Origin of the sequence: uncultured Arthrobacter sp., assembly GCF_964021775.1 — a bacterium.
Taxonomy (GTDB): Bacteria; Actinomycetota; Actinomycetes; order Actinomycetales; family Micrococcaceae; genus Arthrobacter.
Window position 1 is genome coordinate 181,683 of record NZ_CAXHZI010000001.1, and the last position, 19,499, is coordinate 201,181.

The 19,499-nt window shown below is 71.4% G+C and carries 19 protein-coding genes; 9 read left to right on the forward strand and 10 right to left on the reverse strand.

The annotated features are described in order from the left end of the window. The first annotated feature begins 9 nt into the window (after positions 1–9). Positions 10–702 (forward strand): GNAT family N-acetyltransferase, encoded by a 693-nt coding sequence (locus ABIN76_RS00830; RefSeq protein WP_346957824.1) that lies wholly within the window; start codon positions 10–12, stop codon positions 700–702. 71 nt (positions 703–773) lie between these two features. After that, on the forward strand, positions 774–3,185 hold the full coding sequence (locus ABIN76_RS00835) for a DEAD/DEAH box helicase (RefSeq protein WP_346957825.1): 2,412 nt from the start codon (positions 774–776) through the stop codon (positions 3,183–3,185). 12 nt (positions 3,186–3,197) lie between these two features. Here ABIN76_RS00835 and ABIN76_RS00840 read toward each other — a convergent pair whose 3' ends face one another. The 7 genes from ABIN76_RS00840 to ssd all read right to left on the reverse strand — a co-directional run bounded on the left by ABIN76_RS00840 (position 3,198) and on the right by ssd (position 8,475). Next, positions 3,198–3,590, reverse strand: a complete 393-nt coding sequence (locus ABIN76_RS00840) for an Rv3654c family TadE-like protein (protein WP_346957826.1) — start codon at positions 3,588–3,590, stop codon at positions 3,198–3,200. Continuing rightward, positions 3,590–3,967 carry a TadE family type IV pilus minor pilin gene (locus ABIN76_RS00845; protein WP_346957827.1) on the reverse strand — a complete coding sequence of 126 codons (378 nt, stop codon included), beginning with the start codon at positions 3,965–3,967 and terminating at the stop codon, positions 3,590–3,592. The genes ABIN76_RS00840 and ABIN76_RS00845 overlap by 1 nt, the downstream gene beginning before the upstream one ends. Positions 3,968–4,134: 167 nt before the next feature. Next, complete coding sequence (locus tag ABIN76_RS00850; protein WP_346957828.1) at positions 4,135–4,434, reverse strand: DUF4244 domain-containing protein; 300 nt, start codon at positions 4,432–4,434, stop codon at positions 4,135–4,137. A 139-nt stretch (positions 4,435–4,573) separates the two neighbouring features. Continuing rightward, positions 4,574–5,185, reverse strand: a complete 612-nt coding sequence (locus ABIN76_RS00855; RefSeq protein WP_346957829.1) for a type II secretion system F family protein — start codon at positions 5,183–5,185, stop codon at positions 4,574–4,576. A 7-nt stretch (positions 5,186–5,192) separates the two neighbouring features. After that, entirely contained in the window at positions 5,193–5,837 is a 645-nt protein-coding gene (locus ABIN76_RS00860; RefSeq protein ID WP_346957830.1) for a hypothetical protein, read from the reverse strand. A gap of 203 nt (positions 5,838–6,040) precedes the next feature. Continuing rightward, on the reverse strand, positions 6,041–7,261 hold the full coding sequence (locus ABIN76_RS00865) for a TadA family conjugal transfer-associated ATPase (protein WP_346958031.1): 1,221 nt from the start codon (positions 7,259–7,261) through the stop codon (positions 6,041–6,043). A gap of 56 nt (positions 7,262–7,317) precedes the next feature. Beyond that, positions 7,318–8,475, reverse strand: a complete 1,158-nt coding sequence (gene ssd, locus ABIN76_RS00870; RefSeq protein WP_346957831.1) for a septum site-determining protein Ssd — start codon at positions 8,473–8,475, stop codon at positions 7,318–7,320. A gap of 135 nt (positions 8,476–8,610) precedes the next feature. On the opposite strand from ssd, the gene ABIN76_RS00875 reads away from it, so the two are divergent. Further along, entirely contained in the window at positions 8,611–10,320 is a 1,710-nt protein-coding gene (locus ABIN76_RS00875) for a bifunctional 3'-5' exonuclease/DNA polymerase (RefSeq protein ID WP_346957832.1), read from the forward strand. Positions 10,321–10,487: 167 nt separating this feature from the next. Continuing rightward, entirely contained in the window at positions 10,488–10,748 is a 261-nt protein-coding gene (locus ABIN76_RS00880; RefSeq protein ID WP_346957833.1) for a YegP family protein, read from the forward strand. Between the two features lie 65 nt (positions 10,749–10,813). Here ABIN76_RS00880 and ABIN76_RS00885 read toward each other — a convergent pair whose 3' ends face one another. The 3 genes from ABIN76_RS00885 to ABIN76_RS00895 all read right to left on the reverse strand — a co-directional run bounded on the left by ABIN76_RS00885 (position 10,814) and on the right by ABIN76_RS00895 (position 13,714). Further along, a complete protein-coding gene (locus ABIN76_RS00885; RefSeq protein WP_346957834.1) occupies positions 10,814–11,494 on the reverse strand; it encodes a CoA pyrophosphatase in 681 nt (226 codons plus the stop codon). Continuing rightward, complete coding sequence (gene nth, locus ABIN76_RS00890; protein WP_346958032.1) at positions 11,491–12,261, reverse strand: endonuclease III; 771 nt, start codon at positions 12,259–12,261, stop codon at positions 11,491–11,493. Before nth ends, ABIN76_RS00885 begins: the two co-directional genes overlap by 4 nt. Positions 12,262–12,352: 91 nt before the next feature. Further along, on the reverse strand, positions 12,353–13,714 hold the full coding sequence (locus ABIN76_RS00895) for a hypothetical protein (RefSeq protein ID WP_346957835.1): 1,362 nt from the start codon (positions 13,712–13,714) through the stop codon (positions 12,353–12,355). 445 nt (positions 13,715–14,159) lie between these two features. On the opposite strand from ABIN76_RS00895, the gene acs reads away from it, so the two are divergent. Genes acs through ABIN76_RS00920 form a run of 5 tightly spaced genes read left to right on the forward strand, consistent with a single transcriptional unit; the run spans position 14,160 to position 19,492 of the window. Then, a complete protein-coding gene (gene acs / locus ABIN76_RS00900) occupies positions 14,160–16,196 on the forward strand; it encodes an acetate--CoA ligase (RefSeq protein WP_346958033.1) in 2,037 nt (678 codons plus the stop codon). A 40-nt stretch (positions 16,197–16,236) separates the two neighbouring features. Further along, positions 16,237–17,493 carry an NAD(P)/FAD-dependent oxidoreductase gene (locus ABIN76_RS00905; RefSeq protein WP_346957836.1) on the forward strand — a complete coding sequence of 419 codons (1,257 nt, stop codon included), beginning with the start codon at positions 16,237–16,239 and terminating at the stop codon, positions 17,491–17,493. Continuing rightward, complete coding sequence (locus ABIN76_RS00910) at positions 17,490–17,912, forward strand: SRPBCC family protein (protein WP_346957837.1); 423 nt, start codon at positions 17,490–17,492, stop codon at positions 17,910–17,912. Before ABIN76_RS00905 ends, ABIN76_RS00910 begins: the two co-directional genes overlap by 4 nt. 57 nt (positions 17,913–17,969) lie before the next feature. Then, complete coding sequence (aroQ, locus tag ABIN76_RS00915) at positions 17,970–18,443, forward strand: type II 3-dehydroquinate dehydratase (RefSeq protein WP_346957838.1); 474 nt, start codon at positions 17,970–17,972, stop codon at positions 18,441–18,443. 2 nt (positions 18,444–18,445) lie between these two features. Then, positions 18,446–19,492, forward strand: coding sequence for a DUF2332 domain-containing protein (locus ABIN76_RS00920; protein WP_346957839.1), 1,047 nt, complete (start codon positions 18,446–18,448; stop codon positions 19,490–19,492). Positions 19,493–19,499 lie beyond the last annotated feature (7 nt).

The following is a 19,499-nucleotide window of genomic DNA, read 5'->3' on the forward strand; positions in this document are numbered from 1 at the left end:
GCTCATCTCATGAGTCTTGACGCCATGGTTGAAGACACCACCCACCTCCTGGAGGTCTGGGTTGCCGGGTGGGCCGGTTGCCGGGGTTATGAGACGCGCAGGGAGGGCCGCTTTCCTGCGGCGCTGCGGGCGGACACGACCCACGAATGGGAGTATTTCGCCCACGATCCCTCGGACGCCGAGTTCGCCGATCTGGCCGCTAAAACCGCCGAGGTCCCGGCCCGGATCCTCACCATCCTCACCAACGACGTGCCGCGCTACACCGCTCTCGCGGAACAAAACGGGCTGAACGTCACGTCGGCGTCGCAGACCATGATGGTCGTGGACATGGAGACCCAGGACTCAGAGGATCCCTGGCTTCCGGACGACGATCTCCGCTGGGTGCCGTCGACCGAGGACGGGGTCCATCACGCCGTCGTGTACGCCGGCGAGGAGGTCGCCGCCAGCGGACGGGTGTTCGTCGCCGACCACACCGCCGTCTTCGACAAGATTGTCACCGAGCCCGGGTTCCAACGGCGGGGGCTCGGCAGCTTCATCATGCGGGCGCTGGCAGCGCAGGCGTTCGAGCACGACGTCGAAGGGGGCCTCCTGCTGGCCTCTCTGGATGGCCAGCAGCTGTACTCCCATCTCGGCTGGACCACGGTGTGCCATGTGCTGATGCTCTCCTCCTCGGACGAGGGCGCCGACCTGTCGGTGGGGTGACTCCGGCCCCTTGTTCCGGCTTTGGAGCGGGCGCCGGCGGGCGATTTGAGCCCGGGTGAAACAATGTTGGAGTGAATCCACACGAGTCCCTGATCCCGTTGCTGGGCCGCGGCCCGGACCCGGAGCAGCTGCGGCATGTGCGCACGATTCCGGCCCGTCAGGCCGTCAATGAGCCGTGGCCGGCGTGGGTCCACCCGGATCTGGTGCAGGCCTACGGTTCGCTGGGCATCCACGAGCCCTACCGCCACCAGGTGCAGGCCGCCGGACTCGCCCACGGTGGCGAACACGTTGTGATCGCCACCGGGACCGCTTCCGGCAAATCCCTGGCCTATCAGCTGCCGGCGCTGGACGCGGTCCACCGCTCCGAGCTGCGCGTCCTCGCCGATCCCGGCAAGATCCACGACGACGGCGCCGTTACCCTCTACCTCTCCCCCACCAAGGCTTTGGCCGCCGACCAGCTGGCCGCCATCCGCTCACTGAGGCTCCCCACCGTCCGGGCCGAGACCTATGACGGCGATACCGACCCCGCGTCCCGCCGGTGGATCCGGGACCACGCCAACGTCATCCTCGCCAATCCGGACATGCTGCACTTCGGCATCCTGCCCAACCATGCCTGGTGGGCCCGTTTCTTCCGGCGGCTGCGCTACGTGATTATCGACGAGGCGCACAGCTACCGTGGTGTGTTTGGTTCGCATGTGGCCAACCTGATGCGCCGGCTGCGGCGGATCTGTGCTTATTACAGTCCCGGCGCCTCCCATCCCGGCCCTGTGTTCATCGCCGCCTCGGCGACCGCGTCCGACCCCGGGACCTCCTTCGGCCGGCTTATCGGCGCTCCGGTCCGGGCGGTCTCCGAAGACTGCTCGCCGCACGGCGCCACCACCGTGGCGTTCTGGGAACCCGCCCTGACCGAGTTGCGCGGCGAAAATGGCGCTAAGGAACGCCGGACCGCCGTGGCCGAAACCTCGGACCTGCTGGCCAACCTCGTCTCCTCCCGGATCCGGACCATCGCGTTCATCAAGTCGCGCCGCGGGGCCGAGACCATCGCCTCAATCACCAAACGGCTCCTCGACGAGGTGGATCCCAGCCTGCCCCAGCGGGTCGCGGCGTACCGCTCCGGGTACCTGCCGGAGGAACGGCGTGCCCTGGAAAAGGCGCTGCGTTCCGGTGAGCTGCTGGGCGTTTCGAGCACCTCCGCGCTTGAACTCGGCATCGACATCTCGGGCCTCGACGCCGTCCTGGTGGCCGGCTGGCCGGGAACCCGGGCGTCGCTGTTCCAGCAGATCGGCCGGGCCGGCCGCGCCGGACAGGACGCCATTGCCGCCTTCGTCGCGAGTGACGATCCGCTCGACACCTACCTGGTGAACCACCCCGAGGCAATTTTCGACGTCTCAGTGGAGGCCACGGTCTTCGACCCCTCCAATCCTTATGTCCTCGGACCCCACCTCTGCGCTGCCGCGGCGGAACTGCCGCTGGGCTACGCGGAGCTCGGACTCTTCGGCCCGACCGCCGAAAAACTGCTGGACCAGCTGGTCGCCCAGGGCTACCTGCGTAAACGTCCGGCCGGCTGGTTCTGGACCCACCCCCAGAGCGCCGCGGCCATGGTGAACCTGCGCGCCGACGGCGGCGGACCGGTCAGCATCGTGGATGCCGACACGGGGTCCCTGCTCGGCACCATGGATTCACCCCAGACTCACTACCAGGCGCACACCGGCGCCGTCTACGTCCACCAGGGCGAAAGCTACGTCGTCGAGGACCTGAACGAAGACGATCACTGCGTCGTGGTGCGGCGGGCCAACCCCGACTACTACACGACTGCGCGCGACGTGACCCAGATCGAGGTCCTGGAGACGCTCCGCACCACCCAATGGGGCGACGTGGCGGTGCATTTCGGCGATGTGAAAGTAACGACACAGGTGGTCTCCTTCCAACGCAAGGCGCTCATCTCGAACGAGATCCTCGGCGAGGAACCGCTGCAGCTGGGCGCCCGGGACCTGTTCACCAAGGCGGTGTGGTTCGTGATGGACAACCGGTCCCTGACGGGGGCCGGGCTGATCGAGGCGCAGTTCCCGGGGGCGCTGCACGCGGCCGAGCACGCAGCGATCGGATTGCTGCCGCTGGTGGCGTCCAGCGACCGGTGGGACATCGGCGGGGTGTCGACGGCCATCCACGCGGACACCGGGGTGCCCACCATTTTCGTGTACGACGGCCACCCCGGCGGCGCCGGCTTCGCCGAGCGCGGCTACGACAAAGCCAGGGTGTGGCTCTCCGCGACGCGCGACGCCATCAAGGCCTGCGAATGCGAGTCCGGCTGCCCGTCCTGCGTGCAGTCCCCCAAGTGCGGCAACAAGAACAACCCGCTGGACAAGGACGCCGCCGTCACGTTGCTTGAGATGCTGCTGACCGACGCCACCGATCTCATGGGCGGCCCGGCCGGGGAGCAGGGCGCTCCGCCCGCGGAGCAACCCGCCGGCCAACCGGTTTAGGCCGGCAACCGCCTACCCCGTGCCCGGTTCTGCCGTTCCGCCGCCCTCCACCGGGGGCGGCCCGGCCCTGGCGAGTCCGGTGGCCGGACCGAACACCGTGCGGAAGTGAAGTTCGGTGCGGACCTGGACGGTGTTGCCGGATTCGACCGAACATGCCAGGAGCCCCGCACCGTGCCGGCCGGCAACCTCGGCGGCGACGGCGCACGGCTCGCCGGCGGAGAGTCCACGGGCCGCGTCCGCGGCCGCAAGTGCCGCCAGATCCGCGGCCGTGGCGGCCTTCGACGCCGACACGGCCGCCTGGCCGAGCAGGACGACGGCGGTCATCGCCAGCAGCAGCACCATCCCCAGGCCGAGCGCGAGCACGCTGCCCGCACCCAGCTCCGGCTCCCGGGCCAGGGCCGGCATTACGCGCCCCGGCCCAGGACGTACGGCGCCGTCCCCGGAACGGAGGCCTCCGCCGCGCCCGGGGATTCACTCCGCGCCCAGGCCGTCGCGGTGAGGGTCCACGGGACCAGCGTTCCCACCGCCCCGCTGACGGTTCCGGACACCTTCACACTGAGCCAGACGCCATCGGAGGCAACTGCCGTCAGGACCGAATCCCCCGCGAGTTGCCGGACGATGCCCCCGACAGCGGCGGCGTTTTCACCGCGCGCCAGCGCCCTTGCGCCGGCCCGGGCGGCTTCTTCCAGGCGTAGTTGCGTCAGTCCCGCCGCGGACCCCGCCAGCAACAGACCCAGGAGCAGCACAACCGCAGGAAGCGTGACGGCAAACTCCGCGGTCACCGCACCCCGGGACTGTGCCGCGCCCCGGCCGGGACGCCAGCCTGGCCACGGCGCGTCGGGTTTCTCCGGCCGTACCGGCCGCGGCGGCGGGTCCGGCCGGCGGGCGCCCGGGCGCCCGCCGACGCGGGCAGCCCGGCTGCAGGTGGCGGCACCCCGCGGCGGCCGGGTCACGGCAGCGCCAGGGCGGTGCGGATGAGGTTCAGCAGGAACCCCCGGACCTCGTCGCTGCGCATGATCAATACGAGCAGACCCGCAAAACTCACGGCAGCGAGGGTGGCGATGGCGTATTCGGCGGTGGCCATCCCCGTCTCGGAACCGGGGAACATCTTCCGTCTCCACGGTCTCCGGGAGGGGACCTGCACCGGCGGGTCCTGCCGGGCGCCGGGGTAGATTTCCCGCACCTCAGCGGTCCCAGTGTCGGCGGGCTCGCGGTCAGGGCCGGCGGGAGCATTTCGGTGGAATGTCATGGGCTTTCCTCTCGGGAGATTCCGGCGCACAGACCGGCTGATTCCAATCTCGCGTCCAGGCGCGGCGCCGGTAAGGCCGCGGGGCGGCCAAGTGGAAAAGTCCGGCTGTGGAGGAACAGTCGCAACGACCGGGCAGCGGTCAGGAGGAGTTGGGGAGCATGGCGAGCAGGACCGGAACAATTCCCAGGCACACGAAGGCCGGCAGCGAACACAGGCCCAGCGGTATGACCAGCTGCACGCCCAACGCGGCGGCCCGCCGCTCGGCAGCGCGGAAATGCTCGCGCCGCAGCCGGGCGGCCTGGGTGTACAGAATCGCCGAGGACGGCACCCCGGTCAGCGCAGCGAATCCGAGGGCATCACGCAGCGCCAGCAGTTGCGCGGGGAAGCTGTGGGAGCTCCGCCAGGCCGTCTCCCAGTCCGCGCCGATCGCCAGGGCGGAGACGACCGGACCCAGCGGCCGGCCAAGACCGGGGGCGGCGTGGGCGGCAACAAGCTCAAGCGATCGGCCCAGGCCGGCTCCGGCATCCAGCATGGCGCCGATCAGTTCCAGCATCATGGCCGGGTCCCGGAGTCCTGCGTCGGTGGCCGCAGTGTCCTCGGCGCCGGTTTTGACTCCGGCGACCGCCTTGCCGGGCGCACGCAGGCCCAGCCGTTTCCAGCGCAAAGCGGAGCGATGGTGGTCCGCGAGCGCCACGACCACGGCGGCAGCCAGCAGGGCGGTGACCGTGAGACCGCCGAGGTTGGGGATCACCGCGGGGTTACCACTGCGCCCCGGCCGCGGACCGGACGAGGCGGGCGGACCAGATCCGGCCCGCGGCGGTGAGGGCGAGCCCCGCGCCGAGCGCCGCCAGGCCAAGGGGTGTCCCGAACAGGATGGCTAGGGGCTCCACGCCGAGCAGGAGGCCGAGCCCGAGTCCCAGGAAGGGCAGCCAAGTCAGGATCCGGACGGTGGTCTTGGGCCCGGCCAGTGCCGTCTGCCGGGCGGCTTCGGCGTCGTCCTCGGCCTCCAGATGGGCGGCGAACCGTGTCAGGACGTCGGCGAGCGGACAACCGCTGGCCTCGGCCACGTCGAAGCAGGCCGCCAGTTCCACCCAGACCGCCTGCTCCGTCCGGCCGGCGCCGCGGCGGGCAGCACTCCCGGCCTCCCGGGCGGCCGCCGCGCGGATTGCCGCGGAGACCGGGGATCCCGTCCGGGCCGCGACGCGGGCAGCGGCCCGGATTTCCCGCGACGAAGCAGCCAGGGCGCCGGTCCGGCCCGAGCCCCGGTGGCGGCTGACGGCGGCGCCCGGGCCGCCGTCCGGCGGGTGCTCGTCACCGTAGAGCAGCCAGAGTTCCTCCCACAGCCGGGCGGGCGTCCGGCCGCCCTTCAGCAGTGCGGCCAGCTGCTGGACCAGCACGGTCATGGGGACCCCCGGCGCGGCTCCGGTGTTTTTGCGCCCAGCCGCCAGATGCCCACGCCGGGTGCGGCCGGGATGCCCGGGCGACGGCCGCCGGGCGGTCCCCGCGAAGGCCTCGGGGAGGGCCCGCCGCATCCGCCGTCGGGCCACGCCCCGCGGCGCGAACGCTAGCCACAGCGCCAAGGCCAGTATCCCGGCCAGGGCGGCGGTCACGGTGTCCCGCTTTTTCCGGGCACCGCTGTGGCCCCGCCGGTTCCGGTTGCCGTGGCCGGGTCCAGGCCCAGGCGGGCTGCCAGCTCCGGCCAGGCGGGAGCGGCACGGACCTCGCCGCCGACGGTCTCCAGCGCCACGTCGACGGCCAGGCCTGACCTGTTTTCCCCGACCAGCCCCACGGACGCCACCTGACGCCCGAACCGCGTGCGTTCCAGGTGGACGACGGCGTCGAGCGCGCTGGCGGCCTGCAGGCGGACGGCGTCCGGCCCCATCCCCGCGAGCGCGCCCAGCGCCGTCAACCGGGCCGGGACCGCGGCCGCGGTGTTGGCGTGGATGGTGCCGCCGGCGCCGGTATGCCCGGTGTTCATCGCGGCGAGCAGCTCGCGGACCTCGGCGCCGCGGCACTCCCCGACGATGAGCCTGTCGGGCCGCATCCGCAGGGCCTGCCGCACCAGCTCGCCGAGATCAACCGTGCCGCCGCCTTCAAGGTTGCTGTGGCGCGATTCAAGGGAAACTACGTGCGGGTGGACCGGATTCAGCTCGGAGGCGTCCTCAATCAGGACGAGCCGCTCCCCCGGTTCGCAGAGCCCGAGCAGCGTGGCGAGCAGCGTCGTTTTCCCGGAACCCGTGGCCCCGCTCAGCAGGAAGCTCAGGCGGCGCTCCACCATCCGGGTGAGGACGTCCTGAAGGAACGGGCCGAACATGCCGGCCCGGCCGAGCTCGTCCAGGGAGAAGACGGATTCGCGGCGAATCCGCACGCTCAGCAGTGTTCCCGACGTGGAGATGGGCGGCAGGACAGCGTGGACGCGATAGCCGCCGTCGAGCCTGACATCCACGCAGGGCGAGCTGTCATCCAGCCGCCGGCCGCCTGCGGCTACCAGCCGGGCGGCCAGCGCACGGACCTGGGCCTCGTTGGCAAAGGCGACTGGAGCGCGTTCCAGGCCGCGGCCCCGGTCCAGCCACACGGAGCCGGGGCTGTTGACGAAGATGTCCGTCACGAGCGGGTCGCGCGTCAGCAGCTGCAGCGGTCCCAACCCGTTCAGTTCGGCGCTGATGCTTTCGACGGCGGCCAGGGCGCCGGCGGTGCCGAGGAGCTTGCCGCTGGCCTGCACGGCCGCGGCAACCCGTGACGGGGTGACCGGGCCGGCGTCGGCCATGACCGATTCGCGGACCGCCTCGAGCAGCCGCGCATCCACCCGCCGTTGAGGCGGGCGCAGCTGCGCGCGGAACGGCGGGCTTGCCGGGTCCGGCGGCTCCGCCGGCAGATAGGAGCTCACGCGAACCCGGCCCCGCTGAAGGCCAGGACCGCTTCGGTGAAGCGCTGCACGCTGCGCCGACCGCCGGTGTCCAGCAGACGCCCGAGCTCCGTGGCGGCGGCCGTCCCCCGGAGCTCGGGCATAACGCCCTGCACCGGGAGCCCCACGGCTTGTGAAATCAGCTGGTAGTCGAAGGCGGCCCCGGGTTTCGCCCGGACCACCAGGGCGGTCTCCACCGGCGGAAGCTCCGGCACCAACCGGGCGGATGCCACCGCGGCCCGGAGCTGGGCGGGCAGCACCACGACGACCCGGTCGCACTCCCAGGCAAAGGTCCGCAGTGCCTCGCGTCCGCGGCCGATGTCCAGCACCACCAGCTCGTAGCAGCGCCGCGCGGCGTCGAGCACACCGGCGACCGCGGCCGGGTCGATGGCCTGGGGCCGTTCCCGGTTGCCCGGCCAGGACAGGAAGGAGAAGCCGCCCGCTTCGGGCAGCGCCTCGTGGAGCTGGTCCGGGTCGATGCTGCCGCTGGCCTCTGCGAGATCCGGCCAGCGGAGCCCGGGTTCTTCTTCGGCGGCGAGGGCCAGTTCAAGGCCGCCGCCCCAGGGGTCCCCGTCGACCAGGAGGACGCGGGCGCCCATCCCCGCGGCGGCCTGGGCCAGCCAGATCGCGGCGGTGGAGGCCCCGGCTCCGCCGCAGCCGCCAATGACTCCGAGGACGTGCCCGCCTGGGTCCGGGGCGTGCGATCGGCTGAGGTACTCGGCCAGCCAGGAACCGCCTTCGGGCAGGACAGCAACCCGCTCGGCCCCCATGGCCGCGGCCAGTTGCCAGAGGCTGTCCCCCTCGCCGCTCAATCCCACCAGGACCGCCGGTGCCCGGCGTCGAAGCGGCAGTTCCGGCACGTCGCTGCCGACGAGGACCGCGACCGCGGAGTCCCAAAACGGGGCCGCTTCGGCGGCGTCCCGCGCCAGTGTCAGCCGCCGCCCGGCCGCTGCCACGATCGCCTCCACCTCGCCGCGCAGGACCTCGGATCCGGTGACCAGCAGCGTCTCCGCCGCTTCTTCGGGAAGCCACGCGTCGGCTTGGGCCCGGGTCTCGGGCCCGGATTGGGGCCCGGGTTGCTCGGCCCGGGTTACGGGTTGGACGTTCACGGGCTCGGATAGCTGGTGTCGGCTCATGCCACCACCTTGGGCGCATCGGACGCCGCAGGGACCTGCCGCCGACGGCTATGTGGAAAACCGCGGCCAATTCCCCCGGGCAGACCCATGCTAGCCGGTCCTCCGCTGACAGAGGGACAGGGCAGAATTGAGCCTATGCATCTGCTGCTCGCCGCCCACGCCGACGGCTCAGCCCTGCAACGCCTCACCCCGGCAGGAGCCCCCGACCCCGCCGCCCCGGAACCGCGCCTGGTCAGCGCGGCCGAACTGCCCGGCGTCGTGCATCAGCTGGAACTGCAGCGCCCGCGCTGGATCTGGCACCGCACGCAGGACTGGTACCCGGCCCTGCTGGCGGCGGGCGTCGAGCTGGAACGCTGCTATGACCTCACCCTGTGCGGCGCCATCCTTGCCCACTCGGCGTTCACCGCGCACACCGACTATGCCCGGACCGCGGAGAAGCTGACCCAGGACGACGACGTGCAGCAGCCGCCGCGGTCGCTGCAGCCGCCTCCCCCGCCAGCGGACCAGGGGGCCCTGTTCGAGGACCCCGGCCTGCGCTCGGCGCCCAGGCACACGCCCGAACAGCTGCGCGCCGAATACGCCGCGCAGCAGGACGCGTTGGCCGGCGTCGCGCCGGACGGTGACCGCCGCAAACAGCGGCTCCAACTGCTGCTCGCCGCCGAATCCGCCGGCGCCATGATCGCCGCCGAGATGCAGCACACCGGCGTGCCCTGGCGCGAGGAGCTGCACGAGCAGATCCTCGCGGACTACCTCGGCCCGCGTCCGCCCCAGGGGCACCGGCCGGCCAAACTGGAGGCCCTGAACAGCGAACTCCGCCGCCTGCTGCAGTCGCCGGCGCTGAACCCGGATTCCCCGCAGGAACTGATGCGGGCCCTGCACCGGAACGGCATCGAGGTGAAGAGCACCCGCCAGTGGGAGCTGAAGGAATCCAACCACCCGGCGATCGAACCGCTGCTGGCCTACAAAAAACTCGCCAGGCTGCACGCCGCCAACGGCTGGGCGTGGCTGGACGCCTGGGTCAAGGATGGGCGCTTCCAGCCGGAGTACGTGGTGGGCGGGGTGGTGTCCGGGCGCTGGGCATCGCGCGGCGGCGGAGCCCTGCAGATCCCCCGCCAGATCCGTGGCGCCGTCCATGCGGACCCCGGCCACAAGCTGATCGTCGCCGACGCCTCGCAGCTGGAGCCGCGTGTGCTGGTGGCGCTGGCCCAGGATTCCAAAATGGCGGAGGCCGCCCGCGACAAGGACCTCTACGCCGGCATCGCCGCGCAGGGCTTCGGCGGCGACCGGGCCAAGGCCAAGGTTGCGCTGCTCGGCGCGATCTACGGCGCCACTACAGGCGAATCCGGACGGCTCATGCCGCAGTTGACCCGCACCTACCCGCGCGCCGTCGGTTACGTGGAGCAGGCCGCCCGCGAGGGCGAGGCGGGGAAGACCGTCACGTCCCGGCTGGGCCGGAGCAGCCCGCCGCCGTCGGAACGCTGGCTGCGCGCCCAGCAGTCCGCCACCGCGGAGGAGCAGCGCCGGGCCGAGGCGCTGGCCCGCTCGCGCGGGAGGTTCACCAGGAACTTCGTGGTGCAGGGCTCCGCTGCTGACTGGGCGGCCTGCTGGCTGGCGGAACTGCGACGGCGGCTGCGGACCCTGCGCGCGGACGGAGCCCCGGCCGGGGAGCTGGTCTTCTTCCTGCATGACGAGGTGATGGTCCATTGCCCGGCTGACGCCGTCGAGGCCTGTATCCGGGCGATCGAGGAATCAGCGGCCGCCGCCAAGGAGCTGCTGTTCGGCCGGATCCCGGTGGAATTTCCGGTGAGCGTCGCCGTCGTCGACTCTTACGACAACGCCAAATAGCGCCGCGAAACCGGACCCCGACGGCGGCCAGGACGCCCGGGGTAACGTACCCGCCAGTAGCGTTGCGCCCGCTCTGCGGGCCCCGTTACGCTCGAAAAAGCCGGTGGTAATCCCGATTGTTCCGCCGGCGCACATGCAACGAGGCAGGGATCCGGGAAGGCAGCAGAGTGGCTGGCGTATTCGAGATTGCAGCGGCCGGAGACGAGTCGTATTTCTTCAGGCTGACGGCACCGGACGGGACAGTAGTTGCTGTTTCACCGCTTTTTAACACCATCAAGGGGGCGGCCGCCGGCATCACCGCGGTCCGCGAGAACGCGGCCACCGGACTGGTCGTGGACCGCTCCGCCGGGAAGGCAGCCGGCAACTCCGCCGCCGGGGCGGCGAAACCCGACTACCAGCGGCCGGACAACCGGCGGGCCGTCCGCTAGCGGGACCCGGTGCCGGCGCCGTTACCCGATCCCCGCGCACCGGCCCCGAACCACCGGAAGAGGGGCTATGCGTCGATGCCGTGGAGCCGGGTGCGGTCCCACGGGACCGCCCAGCCCAGCTGGTCGAACAGCTGGTTGAGGATCATCCCGGTAAAGCCCCACACCACCACTCCGTTGACGGTGAAGGCCGGGCTCTGGAACGTCTGGCCGGCCCGGCTCACGGTCGCCATGACCCGGTTGTCCGGGTCGAGCAGGTCCCGGACGGGCACCCGGAAGACCTGGGAGGACTCGCCGTAGTCCACCACCCGGACGGGCGACTGGGAAGCCCACCAGCCAAGCACCGGCGTGACCAGGAAATTTCCGCGGGGCAGGGCCAGCTCGGGCATGGCGCCCAGGACCTCCACCCCTTCCGGGTCCAGCCCGGTCTCCTCCTCGGCCTCGCGCAGGGCGGCTTCGATGACGGATTCGCCGGGGTCGATGCCGCCGCCGGGGAAAGCGACCTGGCCGGGATGGTCATCGAGGGTCTGCGCGCGCTGGAGCAGCAGCACATCCAGATCCGCCGGTGCCAGCAGCTTCACGGACGTCGCGGGGACGTCATCCAGCGAGCCGAACAGCATCAGCACGGCGGCCCGGCGCACGCGTTGTCCCGGCTCGACCACCAGTTCGCGCCAGCGCGGATCCGCCGCCGGCGCGGTGCCGGCCTGCACCGCGGCCACCAGGTCAATCAGGTCCTGGCGGGCGGTCATCGCGGCCTCCGCTGCGATTCCATCCGGATTTCGGCGGCGCGGTGCGTCTCGGCCAGCAGCTTCGCGAGCAGCTCTTCCTGCCCCGGGGCCAGCTCGTACTTCAGCAGCTTCCTTGCCTTCTCCGGATCCGTCTCGCCCGCCCCGTAGCTGGGGCACCAGTTCGCCACCGCGCAGGCGCCGCACGCCGGTTTGCGGGAATGGCAGACGCGCCGTCCGTGGAACACCACCCGGTGCGAGAGCATGGTCCAGTCCTTCGGTTCAAACAGTTCGGCGACGTCGGACTCGATCCGGACCGGGTCCTCCGAATCCGTCCAGCCGAAGCGGCGGGCCAGCCTGCCAAAGTGGGTGTCCACCGTGATCCCCGGGATGCCGAAGGCATTTCCGAGGACGACGTTCGCGGTCTTCCGGCCGACGCCGGGCAGCTTGACCAAGTCTTCCAGCCGCCCGGGCACCTCGCCGTCGTAGTCGTCAACGAGCTTGGTGCACAGCGCCATCAGGTTCCGCGATTTCGCCCGGAAAAACCCGGTGGGCTTGATGATCGCTTCCAGTTCCGCAGGCTCCGCCTCGGCCATGCTGCGCGCGTCCGGGTACCGGGCAAACAGCAGCGGGGTGATCTGGTTGACCAGCACGTCCGTGGTCTGTGCCGAGAGCACAGTCGCGACCACCAGTTCAAACGGGCTGCGGAAATCCAGTTCCGCGTGGGCGTAGGGATACTGCTCGGCCAGCGCCCTGTTGATCCGGCGGGCGCGGCGTTTGAGCCCCAGCAGCGTCTCCCCTGCCGCCCGCGGCCGGGGCTTGCCGTTGCCGGGCGTCGCCGCGCTGCCGGGTGCGCTGCCGGGTGCCGTAGCCACGGTCCGGCTAGCCGCGTTCGATGTTGCTGAGGTCCCGCAGTACACCGACGCGGCCGTCCGTGTGCTGGACCAGGAACTCGTGGCCGCGGTCCTCAAGGGCGAGGACCCAGCCGCCGGGTTCGACGACGAACGCCGGGGCGCCGCTGCGCTCGTCCACCGCGGTGCGGGGCTGGGCGACGGCGAACCAGAATGCCTCGTAGGCCGGTTGGGCCGACTCGGTCTCGGGCCGGGTCGCCGGGTCCACGGTCGCGCCGATCGGCTCCTGTGAACGGACCTGCGGGGTGAGCGCGGTGGGGGCCTCGTGGCTTGCGGATGCGGGTGCCGCTGCGGTGGCGGCCGGGGCCGCCACGCCCTGGGCTGCTTCCGGGCCGGCGGCCTGCGCGGCAGGCGCCGGAGAGGTGACCGCGGATTCGGCCGGAGCGGACGCCGCCGGCGCGGCAGCCGCCTGGGTCTGCTCAGCGGCTACCGGGGCGGCTTCGGCTGCCGGGGCGGGGGCGGCCGTCGGCGTCGGGGACGCAGAAGGAAGGACGCTGTGCGCCTGGGTGGCCTGCTCGGCAGCCGCCGGACGGGCGTAGGCTGCGGTGGCGCCAGTGCCAGCCGCACCGGCGGCACCGGATGCCGTACCTACTGATGCCCCGTGGGCTCCGTGCTCCTGCGGCGCGGTCTGGGCACCGCCGGACTGCTTGCCGGGTGCCATCCGTTTGGCCCAGCCAGCCAGGGGGCTGCTGCCGTCCTTGGAGCTCTTCGCCTCGCCGGCGGGCTTGGCAGGCTTGGGGGCGCGCGGCTTGCGGACCGGCACCGCCGCTTCCCGGGCCACGACGTGGGCAGGGGCTTCGGCGCGGTGCAGGAAATCACCGCCAAGGCTGGGGATCAGCCGCGCGAGCACGGTGGCGGTAAAGAGTCCCAGCGCACCCACGAGGCCCAGCAGCAGGCTGGGTACAAACGCACCGGCGGTCGCCAGGAAGAAGAACGCCAGGCTGAAAGACGCCACGACGGAGGCGAACTGGTCGATCGAGAGGGAGCCGATCCGGATTTTCGTACCCGGGCTGACCCTGCGCGCCACAAAAAGCGCGGCGACAATCACCGGCAGCAGCACGCCCAGGCCGAGGAAGAACAGGCTGCCCAGGTTCCACAGGTTGTACCGGGCGGCGAACATCGGGATCAGCGAGGCGATGAACAGCACCAGCGTGGAGCCGAAGACGGTGAGGTCGCGGACCGTGAAGGGCCCCGCGACCGCCTCGTTGTTCTTCGAGTTCGGCTTGTCCACCGTGAAGCGCGGCTGGTCCCCTTGCCCGCTGGCCTGCGCCGGACCGGCCTGCTCCTCGTTGCGGGAGGGCGCGTGGAGCCGCCCGTTGCTTTGCTCGTTCATTCTGTTCTCCTTAGCGTGGCCGCACCCTGGACAGTGCCGCCTAACGGCAGGCAAAAACAGGACCGCCAGCGGTCCTGTTGCCCCCATCGGATGTCACAACTTCATCTCAGCCTAGCCAAGTGGAGGTCCGATCACTAGCTGGGCTGCCGCCACTCCGGCACCAGCGTGCGGGCCCTTTCGCCCTGCGCGTAAAGCCCCGGTGAAAGCGCGGCTAAACCGTGCCCGCGGCCCGGCCCTTGCACCACTTGGCGCTTAACAAACACCGCTCACGGCTCCCTTTGTGACGGGGCACACGTTCTGTCCGGGCGACGCGTTAGTGTGTATTTCGGAACAGCTCTTGCGGCACGTCCGTGACCAGCCGATGCCCGACGCCGCGCAGACGGCACGGCGCCGCGGTGTAACGGACGTTCCGTGCAGCACGGATCGATGAATGATGAGGTTCACCATGTCCCAGCAGACCCCCGGCACCACCACCGCAACCCAGGCGCCCCGGCAGGGCGATGCGTTCGAAAACCTGTCGCAGGAGAACCGGAAGTTCGCCCCCTCCGCTGAGTTCGCCGCCAACGCCGTGGTCACCGCCGCCGAGTACGCGGAGGCCGACGCCGACCGGCCGGCTTTCTGGGCCAAGCAGGCCCGCGGGCTGCTGAGCTGGAGCAAGGACTTCACCCAGACGCTGGACTGGACCACCCCGCCGTTCGCCAAATGGTTCGTCGGCGGCGAGATCAACGCCGCGTACAACGCGCTGGACCGGCACGTCGAGGCCGGCAACGGGGACCGGGTTGCCATCTACTTCGAGGGCGAGCCCGGCGACACCCGCAGCTACACCTACGCGCAGCTCACCCAAGAGGTCAAGAAGGCAGCCAACGCGTTCGAATCCCTCGGCGTAGCCAAGGGCGACCGCGTAGCCGTGTACCTGCCGATGATCCCCGAGGCCGTCATCACGCTGCTGGCCTGCGCCCGGATCGGCGCCATCCACTCCGTCGTCTTCGGCGGCTTCTCCGCCGAGGCGCTCCGCTCCCGGATCGACGACGCCGAGGCGAAACTGGTCGTCACAGCCGACGGCACCTACCGCCGCGGCAAGCCCAGTGCGCTCAAGCCCGCCGTCGACGAGGCGCTCGCCCATGAGGGCGACGGTTCCGGGCACACCGTGCAGAACGTTGTTGTGGTCAAGCGCAACGGCCAGGACGTCGACTGGCACGAGGGCCGGGACCACTGGTGGTCCGACACGGTCGGCACCGCGTCCGCCGAGCACACCGCCGTCGGCCACGACGCCGAGCACCCCCTCTTTATTCTGTACACCTCCGGAACCACCGGGAAGCCCAAGGGCATCCTGCACACCACCGGCGGCTACCTGACCCAGACGGCGTACACGCACCGGGCGGTCTTCGACCTGCACCCGGAAACGGACGTCTACTGGTGCACCGCCGACGTCGGCTGGATCACCGGCCACTCCTACGTCGCCTACGCCCCGCTCATCAACGGCGCCACCCAGGTCATGTACGAGGGCACCCCCGACTCCCCGCACCAGGGCCGCTGGTGGGAAATCGTGGAGAAGTACAAGGTCTCGATCCTCTACACCGCCCCCACCGCCATCCGGACCTTCATGAAGTGGGGCAAGGAAATCCCGGCGAAGTCAGACCTGTCCTCCATCCGCGTCCTGGGATCGGTGGGTGAGCCCATCAACCCCGAGGCGTGGATGTGGTACCGCGAGGTCATCGGCGCCAACGCCGGCAAGAACGGGGAAAAGAAGGAACACCCCGCCCCGATCGTGGACACCTGGTGGCAGACCGAAACCGGCGCACAGATGATTGCCCCGCTGCCCGGCGTGACCGCCACCAAGCCGGGCTCCGCCCAGGTCCCGCTGCCCGGCATCGCCGTGGACGTCGTCGACGAAGCCGGAGAGTCCGTGCCCAACGGCGCCGGCGGGTACCTCGTCATCCGCGAACCCTGGCCGGCCATGCTGCGCGGCATCTGGGGCGACCCGGAACGCTTCAAGGAGACCTACTGGTCCCGCTTCGACACGATGTATTTCGCCGGCGACGGCGCCAAGAAGGACGACGACGGTGACATCTGGCTGCTTGGCCGGGTGGACGACGTCATGAACATCTCCGGCCACCGGCTTTCCACCGCGGAGATTGAGTCCGCCCTTGTGTCCCACCCGGCCGTGGCGGAAGCCGCCGTCGTGGGCGCAGCGGACGAGACCACCGGCCAGGCCGTTGTGGCGTTCGTGATCCTGCGCGGGGACGCGGTGGACTCCGGTGACGCCATGGTCCAGGAGCTCCGCAACCACGTGGGCAAGGAGATCGGGCCGATCGCCAAGCCCAAGACCATCCTGATCGTCCCGGAACTGCCCAAGACCCGCTCCGGCAAGATCATGCGCCGCCTGCTCAAGGACGTCGCGGAAGGCCGCGAAGTGGGAGATGCCACCACCCTGGCCGACAACACCGTGATGGCACAGATCGCGCACTCACTCAAGAAGTGAGCCGGGACCCGGTCCGGGGCTGCACGGAAGGCAGGCTGCGATGACGGAATCGTGCGAGGTCCTCATTGTCGGTGCGGGCCTCGCCGGCCTGCAGTGCGCCCGGGAGCTGCAGGCCGCCGGGCGCGAGGTGCAGGTGTGGGAAGCCTCCGACGCCGTCGGGGGCAGAATCCGCACCGACCGGGTCGACGGCTTCCTGGTGGACCGCGGCTTCCAGGTGCTGAACCCCGCGTACCCGGCGGTCCGCCGCTGGGTCGACGTCGACGCGCTGGGGCTGCAGGCCTTCGGTGCCGGCGTCCGGGTCCGGCGGCAGGACTCCCTGGCGGTGCTGGCCCACCCCCTGCGCGAGCCGGGCCTGATCCTGCAGACGCTGCGCAGCGGTCTCCTGGGCCCGAACTCCGTCGCGGGGCTGCTGCGCTGGGCCGCGCCGGCCGTTCCCGGGCCCCTCCGGCGGAGCGGCCGGCGGCCCGGCCGCCCGGATGTTGCCTTGCGCGACGGCCTGGACCGGGCCGGCTGTTCGGGCGGAATCCGCACAGTGGTGGACCGGTTCTTCGCCGGGGTGCTGCTGGAGGACGAGGGCACCACCTCCAACGACTTCGCCCTGCAACTGGCGCGCGTCTTTGCCACCGGTGTTCCCGGGCTGCCGCGCGAGGGCATGCAGGCGCTCCCGCAGCAGCTGGCGGACGCCCTCACCGCGCCGGTCCGCACCTCGACCCGGGTGGAGTCAATCACCCTGGACGGAGATACGGCCCTGGTCACCGCAGCGGATGCGGTGATCCGGGCCCGCCACGTGGTGCTCGCCGCCGATCCGGTCGACGCCGCCCGGCTCGCCGGGACCGATGCGCCGGCCATGAAGGGGGCGCTCACACACTGGTTCGCCGCCGACTCGGCCCCCAGCGACGCCAACATGCTCTATCTTGACGGCCGCGCCCGCCCCGGCGGACCACTGGTCAACGCTGCCGTCATTTCCAACGCGGCACCGAGCTACGCGCCTGCCGGCCGGCACCTGATCCAGACGTCCGCGCTGTTCGGCCCGGGCAGGCCGGTACCCACCGATGCTGAGGTCCTTCGCCACGCCGGGGAACTTTTCGGTTCTTCCACGGCCGACTGGGAGCTGGTGGCGAGGCACGAAGTCCCACAGGCGCTGCCCGCCCAGCCGCCGCCGCTGAAGCCCCGGCAGCCCGTGGAGGGGCCGGACAGGATCACTGTCTGCGGCGTCCACCGGGAAACGGCCTCCATTCAGGGCGCCCTGGTCAGCGGCCACCGCGCCGCGCTGGCGGTCCTCGGCCGGCCGGCGTGACGTTCTCCGTCACCCGCCGGGTTGCCGCACCCGCGGAAGTGGTGTGGCGGCTGCTCACGGACACCGCGCAGTGGCCGGCGTGGGGGCCGTCCATCAGCGGCGTCGAACCGGACCCGGCGGGCGCCGCCCCCGCGGGACTCGCGCCCGGCAGCCGCGGCAGGGTCCGCACCGTCCTCGGACTGTCGCTGCCGTACACGGTGACGGCGTTCGAGGCCGGCCGGTACTGGTCCTGGTCCGTCGCCGGAATCCCCGCCACCGGCCACCGGGTGGTCCCGGAGTCCGGCAGCTGCCTGGTCACCTTCACCGTCCCCTGGTGGGCGCCTGCCTACCTGCCGGTCTGCGCCCTGGCGCTGCGCCGGATAGGGCAGCTCGCAGCCGGTTCACGGGCGCCTGGCCGGCGCCGGCCGACCGATGATTGATGAACGCCGCAGGAAACATCGGCATGCGGTCCGGGACAACGCGATACATTGGCAGGCATGAGCGAAGCCACCCCCGCCGACGCGCGCCGCGGCACCATCCTGGTCCTGAACGGACCCAACCTGAACCTGCTGGGCACCCGTGAGCCCGAAAAGTACGGCACCGCCACCCTGGCCGACGTCGAACAGCTCGCCAAGGACGCCGGTGCCGCGCACGGCTTCGACGTCGAGTGCTTCCAGTCCAACCATGAGGGCGCGCTGGTGGACGCCATCCATGCCGCCCGCGGGAAGGCAGTGGGCATCGTGCTGAACGCCGGCGCCTACACGCACACCTCGGTGGCCATCCGCGACGCGATCACGGCCGTGCAGCTGCCCGCCGTCGAGGTCCACATCACCAACGTGCACGCCCGGGAGACGTTCCGGCACCACTCCTACCTGTCGGACATCAGCAAGGCCGTGATCGCCGGCGCGGGCATCCTCGGGTACCGCTTCGCCGTCGAATACCTCGCCGAGCTGGACGCAGGCCGGGTCTAAGCATGTCCCCCGCGCCGGAGCCCTCGGGGACCGCGGACTGGTACCGGCACTTCGGCACCATTGATGCGCCGGGCAACTCCGCCTGCTACGCCGAATGGTCGCTGGGCATCGCGGATGATCCGGAACTGATCCGGCGCATCGACGGCTGGCCGCACACCAAGCGCCAGCCGCTGCTGATGCTCGCTGCCGCCCGCTTCCTTGGCGCCCGGATCAGCCCCTACCCCGAATTCCGGCGCTTCCTGGACAGCCGCTGGGACGACGTCTCGCGGATCGTCCTGTCCCGGTCCACGCAGACCAACGAGACCGGCCGCTGCGCCGCACTGCTGCCCTCCCTGGCCCGGATCGCCGCCGCGGAGCGACGTCCGCTGGCCCTCATCGAGGTCGGCGCCTCGGCGGGACTGGCGCTGTTCCCTGACCGCTACGGCTACGAATTCGACGGCGGAGCCGGGGCCGTGACCCGGCTGGCGCCCGCCGCCTCGCCGCCCGGAAGCTACCCCGTGCTGCGCTGCGCCACGACCGGGCCGGTGCCGTTGCCCGCCGCGCTGCCCGCGGTGGTGTGGCGGGCCGGCATCGACCTGAACCCGTTGGACATCCGCAACCCCGACGACGTCGCCTGGCTGGAGGCGCTGATCTGGCCGGAGCAGGACTTCCGCCGCGAGCGGCTGTGCCAGGCGATCGCCGTCGCGCGGGCCGATCCGCCGCTGCTGGTCGCCGGGGACCTCAATGAACGACTGGTGTCGCTGGCGGCGCAGGCCCCGCCGGACGCCGCTCTGGTGGTCTTCCACAGTGCGGTCATGGCCTATCTCGATGCCGCCGGCCGCGAACGTTTCCGCGACACCATCGCCCTGCTGGCCGCGGGCCGGGGCTGCCACTGGATCTCTAACGAGGGCCACACCGTCATCCTGCAACAAGACGGGTCCAGCGTGGTCCCGGAAATGGACGACTCACGCCTCCGCGGCCGATTCCTGCTGCTGGAGGACGGACTGCCGGTGGCCATTGCCGGCCCACACGGCCAGAGCCTGGAGTGGATCGAAGCGGCCAGTACCTGACGCGGCC